This window comes from Pseudomonas sp. HLMP (assembly GCF_046365545.1).
Taxonomy (GTDB): Bacteria; Pseudomonadota; Gammaproteobacteria; order Pseudomonadales; family Pseudomonadaceae; genus Aquipseudomonas; species Aquipseudomonas guariconensis_B.
The window spans coordinates 187,399-201,436 of sequence record NZ_JBDLLR010000001.1 but is presented as its reverse complement, the minus strand read 5'-3'; the positions used below and the strand labels follow the sequence as shown (position 1 = coordinate 201,436).

9 protein-coding genes, 1 rRNA gene and 2 pseudogenes are annotated in these 14,038 nt (G+C 63.1%); 5 read left to right on the top strand and 7 right to left on the bottom strand.

The window, feature by feature from the left end; genetic code table 11:
* Positions 1 to 22: 22 nt before the first annotated feature.
* From ABFA30_RS01105 to ABFA30_RS01085, 5 genes are all read left to right on the top strand, one after another.
* Positions 23 to 490, top strand: coding sequence for an SRPBCC family protein (locus ABFA30_RS01105; RefSeq protein WP_225787708.1), 468 nt, complete (start codon positions 23 to 25; stop codon positions 488 to 490).
* 261 nt (positions 491 to 751) lie between these two features.
* Entirely contained in the window at positions 752 to 1,252 is a 501-nt protein-coding gene (locus ABFA30_RS01100) for a sigma-70 family RNA polymerase sigma factor (RefSeq protein WP_225787709.1), read from the top strand.
* Between the two features lie 4 nt (positions 1,253 to 1,256).
* Positions 1,257 to 2,225: a FecR domain-containing protein gene (locus ABFA30_RS01095; protein WP_410045077.1), complete on the top strand. Its 969-nt coding sequence runs from the start codon at positions 1,257 to 1,259 to the stop codon at positions 2,223 to 2,225.
* 102 nt (positions 2,226 to 2,327) lie between these two features.
* A complete protein-coding gene (locus ABFA30_RS01090; RefSeq protein WP_225787711.1) occupies positions 2,328 to 4,814 on the top strand; it encodes a TonB-dependent siderophore receptor in 2,487 nt (828 codons plus the stop codon).
* An 85-nt stretch (positions 4,815 to 4,899) separates the two neighbouring features.
* Positions 4,900 to 6,084: a PepSY-associated TM helix domain-containing protein gene (locus tag ABFA30_RS01085; RefSeq protein ID WP_410045076.1), complete on the top strand. Its 1,185-nt coding sequence runs from the start codon at positions 4,900 to 4,902 to the stop codon at positions 6,082 to 6,084.
* Between the two features lie 55 nt (positions 6,085 to 6,139).
* Here ABFA30_RS01085 and rrf read toward each other — a convergent pair.
* From rrf to ABFA30_RS01050, 7 genes and pseudogenes are all read right to left on the bottom strand, one after another.
* A 5S ribosomal RNA gene (gene rrf / locus ABFA30_RS01080) occupies positions 6,140 to 6,255 on the bottom strand.
* 152 nt (positions 6,256 to 6,407) lie between these two features.
* A pseudogene (locus ABFA30_RS01075) lies at positions 6,408 to 6,575 on the bottom strand (hypothetical protein); the annotation flags it as partial.
* 456 nt (positions 6,576 to 7,031) lie between these two features.
* Positions 7,032 to 9,304 (bottom strand): annotated as a pseudogene (locus tag ABFA30_RS01070) (FdhF/YdeP family oxidoreductase).
* Positions 9,305 to 9,469: 165 nt separating this feature from the next.
* Positions 9,470 to 10,792, bottom strand: a complete 1,323-nt coding sequence (locus tag ABFA30_RS01065; RefSeq protein ID WP_225790358.1) for an MFS transporter — start codon at positions 10,790 to 10,792, stop codon at positions 9,470 to 9,472.
* A 61-nt stretch (positions 10,793 to 10,853) separates the two neighbouring features.
* Positions 10,854 to 12,053: a CaiB/BaiF CoA transferase family protein gene (locus tag ABFA30_RS01060; RefSeq protein WP_410045075.1), complete on the bottom strand. Its 1,200-nt coding sequence runs from the start codon at positions 12,051 to 12,053 to the stop codon at positions 10,854 to 10,856.
* A gap of 38 nt (positions 12,054 to 12,091) precedes the next feature.
* Positions 12,092 to 13,009, bottom strand: a complete 918-nt coding sequence (locus ABFA30_RS01055; protein ID WP_225790357.1) for a hydroxymethylglutaryl-CoA lyase — start codon at positions 13,007 to 13,009, stop codon at positions 12,092 to 12,094.
* Positions 13,010 to 13,131: 122 nt separating this feature from the next.
* Positions 13,132 to 14,031, bottom strand: a complete 900-nt coding sequence (locus ABFA30_RS01050; protein ID WP_225790356.1) for a LysR substrate-binding domain-containing protein — start codon at positions 14,029 to 14,031, stop codon at positions 13,132 to 13,134.
* Between the last annotated feature and the right edge of the window lie 7 nt (positions 14,032 to 14,038).

The following is a 14,038-nucleotide window of genomic DNA, read 5'->3' as shown; positions in this document are numbered from 1 at the left end:
TTCACGACAGGAGCAATACGACATGCACGTTCTCGAACCCGATACCCTGATCCGTAATCCGCATGGCTGCCAGGTGGTTTCCAGCGTGGAAATCGCCGCCCCGGCCGCCAGCGTGTGGAACATCGTCGGCAACTTCGCCGGTTTCCCGGTGTTCATCCCAGCGCTGTCGCACATCGACATGACCGGCAGTGGCGTGCGCTCGGTACGCAAGAAGCTGTTCAAGGATGGCAACGTGGTCATCGAACAGTTGAATTCACGCGACGAGCAAGCCATGACCATGACCTGGAGCCTGATCTACACCAGCTTGAACATCGGCAACCTGTGGGCGGCGATGCAGGTCGAGGCGCTCGATGGCCAGCACAGCCGGGCCACCTGGACCATCCAGGCCGAACCCTGGGAGGGCGGCGCCGAGGCGCTGCCTGGGTTCCAGGCATTCCTGCAGGGTTTTGCCGATGAGGCGATGGGGAATGTGCGCACGCTGCTGAGCTGAATGCAGCTCGGCTGGCTACAGGCCACATGAGACAGATGGGGTGCGTCTGTACCGGCCTTATCACGGGCAAGCCGGCTCCCAGGTTCACCACTGCCCTCGGGCCTGGTGGAGTACCTGTGGCGGCCGGCTTGCCGGCGATGGGCTGCAAGGCAGCCCTGTCTCCCCAGGCTCGATATCGATCAGTGACAGTTGCAAAATAATGCCAGCCCGCAAACAATGAGACTAATTATCATTCATACCCTTTGACGCCAGCGCCTCTCCATGCCCTCCAGAGACTCCGTGCACACGCTCTACAGCCATCATCACGGCTGGCTATACAACTGGCTGCGCAGCACACTGGGCAACGCCGCCGACGCGGCGGACCTGGCCCAGGACACCTTCGTGCGCCTGCTACAACGCGAGCAGCTGGAACTCAGCGCCCCACGCGCCTTCCTGCGCACGGTCGCCCGGGGCCTGGTGATCGATCACTGGCGGCGCGAAGAGCTGCAACGCGCCTATCTCGAGGCCCTGGCCCACCTGCCGGAAGCCCAGGTACCGTCAGCGCAAACCCGCGAACTGATGCTGGAGTTGCTCGAGCGCATCGCGCACATGCTCGACGGTCTCAAGCCCAAGGTCCGCCGCGCCTTCCTGCTGGCCCAGTGCGAAGGGCTGGGCCACAAGGCGATCGCCGAACAGATGGGCATCTCCCTGCGCTCCGTGGAACGCTACGTGGCAGAGGCGCTGTACCACTGCTATCTGCTGCGCTACGAAGACGGCTGCTGAGACAATGGGCCCAGCACATCCCCCGCCACAGGTCGTCAAGCAGGCCATCCACTGGCTGCTGAGGCTGCGCGAAAGCGGTCACGACCCGGCGCTGGCGCAGCAATGCGAACAATGGCGCAGCACCCACCATGAACATGAACTGGCCTGGCAACGGGTGCTCAGCCTGCACCAGGACCTTGACCTGCGCGCCCTCCCCGCCGCCGGTGTGGCCCTGCGGACCCTGGAGACCAGCCAGCGTCGCTTGCACCGGCGCCAGGCCCTGAAGCTGCTGGGCGGGGTCGCTCTAGTGGGCTCCGCAGCCTGGCTGGGCAAGGACCTCGATGCATTGCACGCCTGGACCTCGGACTACGCCACCGGCACGGGCGAGCGCCGCAGCTTCCAACTGCCGGATGGTTCGCTGCTGCAGCTCAATACCCGCAGCGCCGCGGACCTGGCCTTCGACCAGCGGCAGCGGCTCATTCGTCTCAGGCAGGGCGAGCTGATGCTCACCTGCAATGCCTTGCAAGGCCAGGGACGTCCCCTGCTGGTGGAAACCCGCGATGCCTTGCTGGAGGGTTTCGACGGACGCTTCGTGGTACGCCAGGACGCCGATTGCACGCGGGTCAGCGTCAGCCAGGGGAAAGTGGCCATCCACCGCCCTGGCCATGGCCAGTTGCAGTGGATCACCAGCGGCCAGGCTTGGCGTCTGGATACCCAGGGCGCGCAGCAGGTCGAGCAGCAAGCCATGGATGCCAGCGCCTGGGCCGAAGGGCTGATCGTCACCCGTGACATGCGCCTGGCCGATTTCCTCGCCGAAGTGGGCCGGTATCGCCACGGCTATCTCGGCTGCAGCGAGGCAGTCGCCGACCTGCGCCTGTCTGGTGTGTTCCGCCTGGAAGACACCGACGGGCTGCTGGAGTTGCTGCCACAGACACTGCCGGTCAGGCTCCACCAACGCACCCGCTGGTGGGTCCGGGTGAAGCGGATGGGGTGAGTCTGCTCTTTTTTGCAGATTTTTCTGGCGGGTTTTTCTCGAGCGTCCGGCTAGGACAGTAAGCGACTCCTACCAGCCCTTTCGACCCGACGGATATTCTCCATGCCTGACGCTCTGCCCTCGCTGCCCCTCGCGAGTACGAATGATTTTCGACCTGTCCTCAATTCAGCTCGCCTTGGCAAGGCGGTGCGCGCCGCGCTGTTCGGCACGGCCCTCGGCCTCGGCAGCGCGCCGCTGCTGGTTCAGGCCGCGGAGCCGACCGAGGTCAGCCAGCAGTATGCGATCCCTGCCGGCAACCTCGACGATGTGCTCAACCAGTTCGCCCGCCAGGCTGGCATCACCCTGTCCAGCACCCCGCAACTGACTGGCGCACTAGAGTCGCCCGGCCTGCAGGGGCACTACTCCACCGACCAGGCCTTGCGCCAGTTGCTCAATGGCACAGGGCTCGAGGCTGTCAGCCAGGATGGCCGCAGCTATGTGCTGCATCCCTTGCCGGAAGACGCGGCGCTATCGTTGCCGAGCACCGATATCCGCAGCTTCACCCTGGGTAACGCGCTAGGCAGCATGGAGGGCTACAACGCCACCCACAGCCAGGTCGCCACCAAGACCAGCATGCCGCTGCTGGAGACATCCCAGTCGGTCTCGGTGGTGACCCGCCAGCAGATGGACGACCAGGGCGCGCAGACCGTGGCACAGGCCATGCGCTACACGCCGGGCGTCCTGACCAACCCCTACGGCGCCACCCACCGCTACGACTACGTGGCCATGCGCGGCTTCAACGATGGTTCGGTGGACAACATCTACGTCGATGGCCTGAAGTCCATGGGCGACAACGGCACCTACAGCACCATGCAGGTCGACCCGTACTTCCTCGAGCGCATCGACATCCTCAAGGGCCCCTCCTCCGTGCTCTACGGCCGCAGCTCGCCCGGCGGCCTGGTGGCACTGACCACCAAGAAACCGCTGTTCGACCCATATCGCCAGGTCCAGGCCACGGTCGGTACCCAGGGCCAGCGCGGCATGGGCTTCGACTTCAGCGGCCCGCTGGACGACGACAAGCGCATCGCCTACCGCCTGACGGGTCTGGCGGATGCCTCCGACACCCAGTTCGACCACAACAAGGAAGAGCGCTACGCCATCGCGCCGGCCGTCAGCATCGACTTCAGCGAGGACACCTCGCTGACCTTGCAGGCCTACCTGCAGCACGACCCCAATGGCGGCTATCACGGCGGCAACCCGGCGGACGGCATGTTGCACCCGCGTAACGGCCTGCGCCTGTCCGATCACTTCTTCGAAGGCGAGCCGGACATCGACAACTACGAGCGTACCCAACAGTCGTTCAGCTACCAGTTCGAGCATCGCTTCAACGATGTCTTCACGGCCCGCCAGAACTTCCGCTACCAGGACTCGGACGTGTCGATGGACCAGGTCTACTCGGCCGGCTGGGCAGACAGTACCAGCACGATCCTCAACCGCGCCTATACCGGCGGTGACGAGCGCCTGCATTCGTTCATCGTCGACAACATGCTCCAGGCGGAATTCTTCACAGGCTCGGCCAAGCACACCCTGCTGCTCGGTGCCGACTATCAGCGGCGCAAGGCGGATGTGGCCTGGCGCTATGGCACTGTCGATCCGCTGGATGCCGGCAACCCGCAGTACGGCAACGGCAACTTGCAGGTCCTCGGCGAAAACCGCTACCTGCGCCGCCTGCAGCAGACCGGCGTGTACCTGCAGGACCTCGTCGAACTGGACCAGTGGCGCTTCTCCCTCGGCCTGCGCCAGGACTGGGTGAAGGTGTCCGAGGAAAACCGCGACACCGACAGCAGGGTCAGCGATGATCGCTCCAAGTTCACCACCCGCGCCGGGGTGCTCTACCTGTTCGAAAACGGCATCGCGCCGTATGTGAGCTACTCCGAGTCGTTCAACCCCAACACCGTATCCGACCAGGACGGCCGCCCCTTGGCGCCGACCGAGGGCACCCAGTGGGAGGCGGGCATCAAGTACCAGCCGCCGGGCAGCGACAACCTGTTCACGGCGTCGGTGTTCCGCATCGAGCAAGAGAACCTGGCGTCCAAGCAACCGGACGAAGAGTTCTACCGCGCCGTCGGCGAGGTGCGCTCCCAGGGCCTGGAGCTGGAGGCCCACGTACAGGTGACCGACAACCTCAGGGTACTGGGCGGCTACACCTTCACCGATGTCGAGTACGCCAAGTCGATGCCCAGCCTGGTGTCGGGCAACCTCGACAACAAGGGCAACTCGCCGACCCAGGCGCCGAAGCAGATGTTCTCCTTGTGGGCCGATTATGATTTTCGCCAGGGCCCGCTCGACGGCCTGCGGCTGGGCGGCGGCGTGCGCTATGTCGGCTACAGCTGGGTGGATGCGGAGAACAGCATGAAGGTGCCCTCCTACACCCTGTTCGATGCCTCGGTCGGCTACGACCTGGGCAAGGTCGGGCTCAAGGGCGTGGATGTGCGCCTGAACGCCAACAACCTGACCAACGAGAGCTACATCGCCTCCTGTGCCAGCCTGAACTACTGCTATATGGGCGAGGAGCGCAATGTCAGCGCCACGGTCAGCTACCAGTTCTGACCACTCCCTCCATGTGCTCGAGGCCAGCGCCTGAAACCAGGTGCTGGCTTTTTCGTTTCTGGCGTTTTTCCTGGAGTCCCGACCGATGCGTCAATGCTATGTCTTGTTGCACCGCTACCTGGGCCTGGTGACGGCTGTGTTCCTGGCCCTGGCTGGCCTCACCGGCAGCCTGCTGGCTTTCCACCACGAGCTGGACGAATGGCTCAACCCCAGCTTCTATGAAGCGCCGGCGCTCGGCACGCCGCAGCAACCCGGCGCGCTTGTGGACAAGTTGCAAGCCGAGCATCCGCGCCTGCAGGTCTGGTACATGGAATATCCACAGGAAGCCGGACATTCCGCATTGCTGGCCATGGTGCCGCGCAACGACCCGCGCACTGACCAGCCCTATGCCGAAAAGAACACGGTGTTCTATCTCGACCCCGTGAGCGGCGAGACCCTCGGCCAGCGCTACTGGGGCGAGTGCTGCTTCTCTCGCGAGAACTTCATGCCGTTCATCCTGGAGCTGCACTACAGCCTGACCCTGCCAGGCAACTGGGGCATCCTGCTGATGGGAGTGGTGGCCATCCTCTGGGTGCTGGACTGCTTCATCGCCGTGCTGCTCACCCTGCCCCGCGGGCGGCCGTTCTGGCGCAAATGGGCGACCGCCTGGAAGATCAAGAGCGGGCACGCCTATCGCCTGAACCTGGATATCCACAGGGCCGGCGGATTGTGGCTGTGGCTGCTGCTGTTACCCATCGCCATCAGCAGCGTGGCGATGAACCTGCCGGCACAGGTGTTCAAGCCCGCCGTATCCTTGTTCTCACCCGTCGCGCCAAGCGTCTACGAGGCCCGTGGAGCAATGCCCAAGAACGAACTGGGGGTGACCCTGCTGACCTATCAACAGGCCTACCAGAGGGCCCAGGAGGAAGGGGCAAGGCTTGGGTTGTCCGCACCGATCGGCGAGCTCTACTACAGCTTCGAGTACAACTTCTATGGCGCCGGCTTCGGCCAGCATGACACCGATGCCCACGGCAAGTCTTGGCTGTTCTTCCACGGCACCGATGGGCGTTTGCTGGGCCAGGAGATAGCGGGCCAGGGGACCTTGGGCGAACAGTTCTATCGCTTGCAGCTACCCATCCATGGTGGACGGATCATCGGAACGACCGGCCAGGTGCTGATCGCCATCCTGGGCGTGGCGATAGCGGTGCTCTCGTTTACCGGGGTCTATATCTGGTGGCGCAAGTTGCAGGCACGCCGGATCGGGAAAGCGCGCAAGGCGACGATGGCGTAGGGCCGGAAAAGACAAAGCCCCTGTCCGCATCGCGGACAGGGGCTTTGGATTTGAATCTTGACGATGACCTACTCTCACATGGGGAAACCCCACACTACCATCGGCGATGCGTCGTTTCACTGCTGAGTTCGGGATGGGATCAGGTGGTGCCAACGCTCTATGGTCGTCAAGAAATTCTGTGTGCCGGACCGTCGTGGAGGACGTGCCAGCGAATCTCTGGTCTCTCTACTAAAAGACAAAACCCCTACCTGCTCGCGCAGATAGGGGTTTTGCGAAATGAATCTTGACGATGACCTACTCTCACATGGGGAAACCCCACACTACCATCGGCGATCGGGGCAGTCGAAGCCACCGTTCTGGTTGGTCTTGAGCATGGCCCGCAGGTTCTTGAAGGCATTCTCGCTGCCCAGCCAGGCCTTGGTCACGCTCTTGAGCGCACCCCAGCCGGCAGCCGGCCCGTTGTAGGTTCTAATATGTTCTTCTTCGCTCATCAGGTAACCCTTGATTGGCACGCAGAGGGAGGTCGAATTGAAGTGCGAACTTCCAGGTGCGCTTCAAAACTTTACAACGGCAGACTATTTTTGCTGCCGCGCTCCGTCCAATCAAAAGTAACTACAGAGTGATCGGGCTTATCTATGAGCCCGTAAAAACAGGGGTTTCCGACGCATTGCAAGTTAGTGATAGATGACACTTATCAAGTATTAAAAGAAAGCAATTTGACGAACACTGCGAACATTCATAAGCTGCAAATGCCTATATGAATATAGACCCATTAATATATTCGACGCCCATATCAGAGCAGCGTCCAGCCCCTGGATCGAGTTGGCAAATATTAGGGCCGCTGCGCGCCCCATCGCCGGCAAGCCGGCTCCCACAGGATAGCGCCGAACTCGAGGGGCGCGCAGCGGCCCTAATGGCAGTTGCCCCACCAACCGAAAGCACTTCGCTCAGTTGGGCTCCGAACGCATCACCCGCACCGGCACCGACTTGTACGACGGCGTGCCACTGTCCACGTCGATATAATCCAGTGGCACCAGTTGGTTCGCCTCCGGATAGTACGCCCCCACCGAGCCAGCAGAGATCTTGTACTCGATGGCCGTGATTGCTCATAGCGCATCTTCCTGCCATGGGAGACCGTCTCGATGTCCACCAGGTCGCCATGGGCCAGGCCACGCGCCTCCAGGTCCGCCGGGTTCATGAACAGCACATCGCGCCGGCCGAACACACCGCGGTAGCGGTCATCCATCGCATAGATGGTGGTGTTGTACTGGTCATGGCTACGCAGGGTGATCAAGCGCAAGACATCGTCGCCATCGACTTCCTTGTCTTCATGCAGCCCTGGGAAGACGAAGAACTCAGCCTTTCCGGAAGGTGTCATCCACACCCGCTCCGTGGCAGGCAGCGGCATGCGGAACCCACCGGGAACACGGATGCGCTCGTTGTAGTCGTCAAAGCCCGGGATGGTCTTCTCGATCAGGTCACGGATCTTGTCGTAGTCCGCGGCAAGCGCCAGCCAGGGCACGGGGCTGTCAGGCAGGGTCGCGTGGGCCATGCCCGCCACGATCGCCGGTTCCGAGCGCAAGAACTCGGAGGCGGGATTCAACTTACCGGCCGAGGCATGGACCATCGACATGGAGTCCTCGACGGTGATGGACTGGCGCACGCCCCCTTGCACATCCAGCTCGGTGCGGCCGAGGCACGGGAAGAGGAAGGTTTCCTTGGCGACCAGCAAGTGGGTACGGTTGAGCTTGGTGCCGATGTGCACGCTCAGGTCCAGCTTGCCCATGGCCGGGAAGCACTGGCCCGGGTCAGGCAGCGCCACGGCGAAGTTGCCGCCCAGGCAGATGAGTGCCTTGGAGGTGCCGGCGATCATCGCCTGCATGGCCTGCACGGCGTCGTGGCCATGCGCGGTTGGCGGCTTGAAGCCCAATACCTCTTCGATCTTCCGCAGAAAGCTGGCGGAGGGCTTCTCGGTGATGCCCACCGTCCGGTTGCCCTGGACGTTGGAGTGGCCGCGCAGCGGGCAGATCCCCGCGCCAGGCTTGCCGAAATTCCCCCGCAGCATCAGCAGGTCGCAGATCAACCGGACGTTGGCCGTCCCCTCGTTGTGCTGGGTAATGCCCATGCCATAGGTGACGATGGTCGCGTTGGACTTGGCATAGGCTGCAGCCACCTTCTCCATTTGCGCCTTGCTCAGGCCGCTGGCCTGTTCTATGTCTGGCCAGGCGGTGGTCAGCAGGTCGGCTTTCAGCGCATCGAAACCATTGGTGTGGTGCTCGATGAATTCATGGTCGAGCACACCCCCGACAGCGTCTTCCAACTCCAGCAGCGATTTCATCACGCCCTTGATGGCCGCCGCATCACCGCCGGCCTTCACCTGCAAGTAGGTCGAGGCGATCCGCGTGGAGCCGTAGGTAGCCATCTCGATCATGTTCTGCGGGTCGGCGAAGCGCTCCAACGCGCGCTCGCGAAGCGGGTTGAAGACCATGATCGGCACCTTGCGTCGCGACACTTCGTGCAGGGTCCCCATCATGCGGGGATGATTGGTCCCGGGGTTGTGGCCGATCGAGATCACCAGCTCGCAAGACTCGAAGTCATCCAGCGACACCGACCCCTTGCCCATGCCGATGGAACGCGGCAAGCCCACGCTGGTGGGCTCGTGACACATGTTCGAGCAGTCCGGGAAATTGTTGGTGCCCAGCGCCCTGGCGAACAACTGGTACAAGTAGGCCGCCTCGTTGGACGCCCTGCCGGAGGTATAGAACTCGACCTGGTTCGGCTCCAGGCCACGGAGTATCTCGCCGATCCTGGCGAATGCCTGCTCCCATTCGACCGGCTTGTAGGTATCGCTGGCCCGGTCGTAGGCCATCGGGTGGGTCAGCCGGCCGAGATCTTCCAGCTCGTAGTCCGTGCGATGGAGCAAGGTGGCGACCGGGTGGTTGGCGAAGAACTCCGGGGTGACGCGCTTGTTGGTCGCCTCCCAGGTCACGGCCTTGGCGCCATTCTCGCAGAACTGGAAGGTCGAGCGATGCTCCTTGTCCGGCCAGGCGCACCCTGGGCAATCGAAACCGTCCGGCTGGTTGGTGCGCATGAGGGTGATAGGCGCCTTGAGCGTGTCCATCTGCTCTCGTACCGCCGTTGCAGTCGCCTTGAGTGCGCCCCAGCCTCCCGCCGGGCCATCGTAGTTGCGAACACCAGGTACCTTGCGTCGATTCGCCATGGTCACTCCCTACACGACTTATCCGATAACGCTATAAGTCGATAGTTGGATTATCAACCGCTGTTATAGCGGGGTCGCTGGCAATACCGCTGATGTTTCAAGAACAGTAAAAAGATACAACCTCGATGAAGAAAGGCAAATGAACCCAGTTGGCCGCGGCAGGCATCAGCCCATTGCAGGATTGCGCACATAGCGCGCCAGCACATAGCAACTGGCGATCAACACCGGCACGATCGCCAGCATGCCCATGTACGTCTGCCCGGTGAGGTCGTTGATCAAGCCCACCATGGCCGGGGCGATCATGCCGCTCAGTTGCCCCATGGAGTTCACCGCGGCAACGGCACTGGCGATGGCGATGCCCGAAAACGTCGACTGGGGCAGGCACCAGAAGATCGGTATCGCGATGAACGACCCTGCGGTCGCGAGCACCAGGGCCGCCATCAATATGACCGGGCTGTCGAAGAACCAGCAAGCCAGTAGGTAACCGACCGTGGACGCCAGCATGCACAGCATCAGGTAGGACTTGCGGTCCCCTGTACGGTCGGATCGCCGCGTCATCCATAGCATGCCAACGCAGGCGACCGCGTAAGGCAAGGCGGTCAGCATGCCGACATGGAGCATGTCCTTGACGCCCGACTGGGCGATCAGGTGCGGCATCCAGAAGTTCAGGCCATAACTCGCCATCTTGATGCCGAAGTACACGAACGCGAAAACCGCCACTTCGCGCGTCACCAGCACCCTCCAGAACGAGGAATGGCTTTCGGGCACCTTGTCACGCCCAGCTTCCACATTCTTTTGCAGCAGGTCCTTTTCTTCCTGGGAAAGCCACTTGGCGGACTGGATATCCCGGTCCAGTTTCCACAGCACGACCAGCCCCATCAGGCAGCACGGCAGGCCGGAGAGCACGAACAGCCAGTGCCACCCCGCCAACCCCAGGAAACCGTCCATGCCGTTGAGCACCAGCCCTGCGAGCGGCGCGCCGACAGCGCCGGAGAGGGGGATGGCGAGGAACCAGATCCCATTGATGCCGGCCAGCTGCTTCTTGGGGAACCAGCACGCCATGTAGAACAGGATGGCCGGGCCGAACCCTGCCTCCATGACCCCGATGAGAAAGCGCAGGAAGTACAAGGTGTATTGCGAATACGCGAACACCAGGGCAGCCGTCGCCAGCCCCCACGAGATCATGATGCGGCAGATCCAGGCCGGCGCACCGTACTTCCTCAGGCCAAGGCCACTGGGTACCTCGAACAGCACGTAGCCGATGAAGAACATGCTCGCGGCCAGGCCATAGGCCGTATCGCTCAGCCCCAGTTCGGCCTGCATCTGCGTCTTGGCGAAGCTGATGTTTATCCTGTCGAAATAGGAAAACAGGAAGCAGATGATGGCCAGCGGGACGATGCGCCAGGCCACCCGGCGGTAGAGCAGCAACTCTTTCAGATGATCCTCGCCCGAGGCCTGCTGGGCCGAAGCGTTGGTAACGGTGACCATGGGGTTTCTCCGGTTTTTCTAATTGTTCGAGATGAAAAGTCCTTTTCCCAATGCCGGTCAGTTAAACGGCATCAGGCTCGTTGGCGGCGCTGAAGATACCGGCCGTCTGCAGCCCCTCGATCCGGGTATGGTCATACCCCAGGCCTCGCATGACCTCGACGGTATGTTCGCCCACGCGCGCCAATGCAAGACGAGGCCCGAAACGCTCCCCATCGAAGCTCAGTGGCAGCAACGGCACTTCGGTATGCGAACCGTCGTCCAGTTGCAACGTGGCCAGGCCACCGCTGGCCTGCAGGTGGGGATCGTCGAACAGTTCCTCGGGCTTACGAATCGCCGCGAACGGAATGCCATTGCGCTCCAGTTCCACCGCCAGCGCCCTGGCATCCAGGGTGGCGAAGATCTCGGCCAGGTGGGCGAGCAGCCGGGGGCGCTGCGCCACACGCGCCGTGTTGGTCGCAAGGCTGGGATCGTCCAGCAGCGCTTCCTGGCCCAGGACCCTGCACAGCGCAGCCCATTGCCCATCGCCGGTTGCCGCGACGAACATCTGCTCATCGCCTGCGAACCTGAAAACGTCATAGATCGACCAGGCGCTGATCCTGCTGGGCATCGGCGCAGGTGCCTGGCCGGTCACGGCATACTGTTGCATGTGCTGGGCGCAAAGCAGCACGCAGTTCTCGAACAGGGCGCTCTGGATCGCCTTGCCTCTGCCCGTCCGGTTTCGCTCATGCAAGGCGGCGAGAACGCCAATGGCGCCGAACATGCCGCCCATGATGTCGTTCACCGAACTGCCCGCACGCAGCGGTTGCCCCGCGGGGCCGGTCATGTAGGCGAGCCCGCCCATCATCTGCACGACTTCGTCCAATGCCAGGCGATGTTCGTAAGGGCCCTTCAGGAAGCCTTTGTGGGACACGTAGATCAGCGCGGGGTTACGCGCGTGAAGCGTGTCGTAGTCCAGGCCGAACCCGGCCATGCGCCCGGGCTTGAAGTTCTCGATGAACACGTCGGCGCTATCGACCAGGGCCAGGATCGCTTCCTGGCCGGCCGTCGTGCCCAGGTCGACGGCGACGCTCTTCTTGTTGCGGTTGAAGATCCTGAAAAAGCCCGCGCCCGCCCCGGGAAGGTGCCGCGTGCCATCCCCTTTCGGTGGTTCGACCTTGATCACCTCGGCGCCCAGGTCAGCCAATACCATGCCGCACGCAGGCCCCATCACCATGTGGGACAGCTCGACGACACGAATCCCTTCAAGCGGCAGCGTTGACATCGGATACACTCCGTTACAGGCCTTCACGCCCGAGTGAATCAAGCAAAGGTTGGAACGCGCCTGGGCAGGCCGGCACGTGCGAGGTGGCCATGCAGCTGTTCGCCAGGCAGCGAGGTTTCGACGGCTTTCCGGCACGCCAGCAAGCGCTCGATGTCGATACCGGTTCGAAAGCCCATGCCCTCGAGCATGAACACCAGGTCTTCGCTGACGGCGTTACCCGACACCCCCGGGGCGAACGGACACCCGCCAATGCCGCCCAGGGACGCATCCAGCTCACGAATGCCGTGCTGGACAGCCACCAGCGAGTTGGCCAGGGCCTGCCCGCGGGTATCGTGGAAATGCACCGAGCGCAGCTTGTCGCCGGCAACGGCTCGCACCGCCTGCAGCGTTCGCTCGACCTGGCCCGGGGTGGCGTGGCCGGTGGTATCGGCCAGGGAAACGATGTCGCAACCGGCCTGCACGACCTTCGCTGTCAACGCGAGCAGGTCGTGCAGGGGAACCTGCCCTTGCAAGGTGCAGCCGAAGGCGGTCGACATGCCGGCGATCATCGTCACCGGATGGCCTGCCTGGTCGCGCAGCTCGCACATGCGGGCGAACGCTTCGACCATCTGCTCCGGGCTACGGCGCACGTTCGACAGGCTGTGGGCGGCACTGACCGACACCGGCACGATGATGCGCTGGGCGCCAGAGGCGAGCGCGGCCTGTGCCCCGTGCAGATTGGGCGCCAGCACCGTGACGGTCAGGTCCGCAAAGGCCAGGGCATGGGCGACGACCGCGTCGGCATCGGCCATTTGCGGCAGGCGCTTGGCGGGCACGAACGATGCGACCTCCATGTGCCGCACACCGGCCTCGTAGGCCATGTCGATCCATTTCAGCTTCGCGGCGGTGGGCATGATGCTGCGAAGGCTCTGCAAGCCATCGCGCATGCCGACTTCGTTCAAGGTGATGTGGTTCATGCCGGCCCCAGGCGAGAGGAAGTGCTGCCAGCCTAAGGAGCTCGCAAAGCGCGGAAAAGACGTTTTTGGCGGTGCTATCCATCTCCGTCGGCGATGGATAGCGCGACGCCGGTGCCGCTTGCCTATGCGGAAACAGGTGTGGCCAAGAGATGATCGAGCAGGCGCCTGGCCGCAAGCGAAAGGCTCGCGCTGTCCCGCACGCAGATGACGAACTCGTCCGTGACCCAGTCATCGGTCAGCGGAATGACCCGCAGCCCGAACAGCTCCACATACCGCGCCACCGCCTCGCGGGGAAAGATGGCCAGCACCATGCCTGCAGCCACCAGGCGCAGCGCCGCATCGAAGGACGATACGCAGGTTCGGTACTGCAAGTCCTTGCCCGCCGCACGGGCCCGTTTCTGCATCTGGGTACCGAGCGTGGAAAAGGCCGAGATGTTGAGGTGATGGAAATCCAGCGTCTCGACGAAGCTGAGGCTTTCACGGCCCGCCAGGGGGTGGCGGGCATTGACCACGACCGCCAGGTGGTCGCTGCGGTACGGATGGAACTCCAGGTCGCCTTCGGCCATGGACTTGCGGCAGACGCCGATATCAGCCTGCCCTTCCTCGATGCCACGTACCACATCCGAGCTGAACCGCTCCTCGACATCGACCTGGATATGTTCGTTCTCGGCCAGGAAGCGGGCGAGCTCTTCGGGCAGGAACTCCATGAGCGACGACACGTTGGCCAGCACCCGCACATGGCCGCGAGCACCTTCGGCATATTCGCTCAGCTCGCCTTGCAGGCGCTCGATGTCGCGCATGAACTTTCGTGCATGGCGGAGCAACGCTTGCCCGGCCGGGGTGGGCGCCACGCCTTTCTTGCCGCGCACCAGCAACGCGGTGGCGAAGGCCGACTCGATGTCCGAGATCCGCTTGCTCACCGCTGAAGGCGCGATGAACTCCCGTGCCGCGGCCGCCGCGATACTGCCCTCCTCGCACGCAGCGATGAAGAGCCTGAGCGATACCGGATCAAATTGCCACATGGTCTTC

Excerpts from the sequence above, each read along its gene's own strand:
- ABFA30_RS01105 (WP_225787708.1), top strand. The coding sequence starts at position 23 with ATGCACGTTCTCGAACCCGATACCCTGATCCGTAATCCGCATGGCTGC.
- ABFA30_RS01100 (WP_225787709.1), top strand. The coding sequence starts at position 752 with ATGCCCTCCAGAGACTCCGTGCACACGCTCTACAGCCATCATCACGGC.
- ABFA30_RS01095 (WP_410045077.1), top strand. The coding sequence starts at position 1,257 with ATGGGCCCAGCACATCCCCCGCCACAGGTCGTCAAGCAGGCCATCCAC.
- ABFA30_RS01090 (WP_225787711.1), top strand. The coding sequence starts at position 2,328 with ATGCCTGACGCTCTGCCCTCGCTGCCCCTCGCGAGTACGAATGATTTT.
- ABFA30_RS01085 (WP_410045076.1), top strand. The coding sequence starts at position 4,900 with ATGCGTCAATGCTATGTCTTGTTGCACCGCTACCTGGGCCTGGTGACG.
- ABFA30_RS01065 (WP_225790358.1), bottom strand. The coding sequence starts at position 10,792 with ATGGTCACCGTTACCAACGCTTCGGCCCAGCAGGCCTCGGGCGAGGAT.
- ABFA30_RS01060 (WP_410045075.1), bottom strand. The coding sequence starts at position 12,053 with ATGTCAACGCTGCCGCTTGAAGGGATTCGTGTCGTCGAGCTGTCCCAC.
- ABFA30_RS01055 (WP_225790357.1), bottom strand. The coding sequence starts at position 13,009 with ATGAACCACATCACCTTGAACGAAGTCGGCATGCGCGATGGCTTGCAG.
- ABFA30_RS01050 (WP_225790356.1), bottom strand. The coding sequence starts at position 14,031 with ATGTGGCAATTTGATCCGGTATCGCTCAGGCTCTTCATCGCTGCGTGC.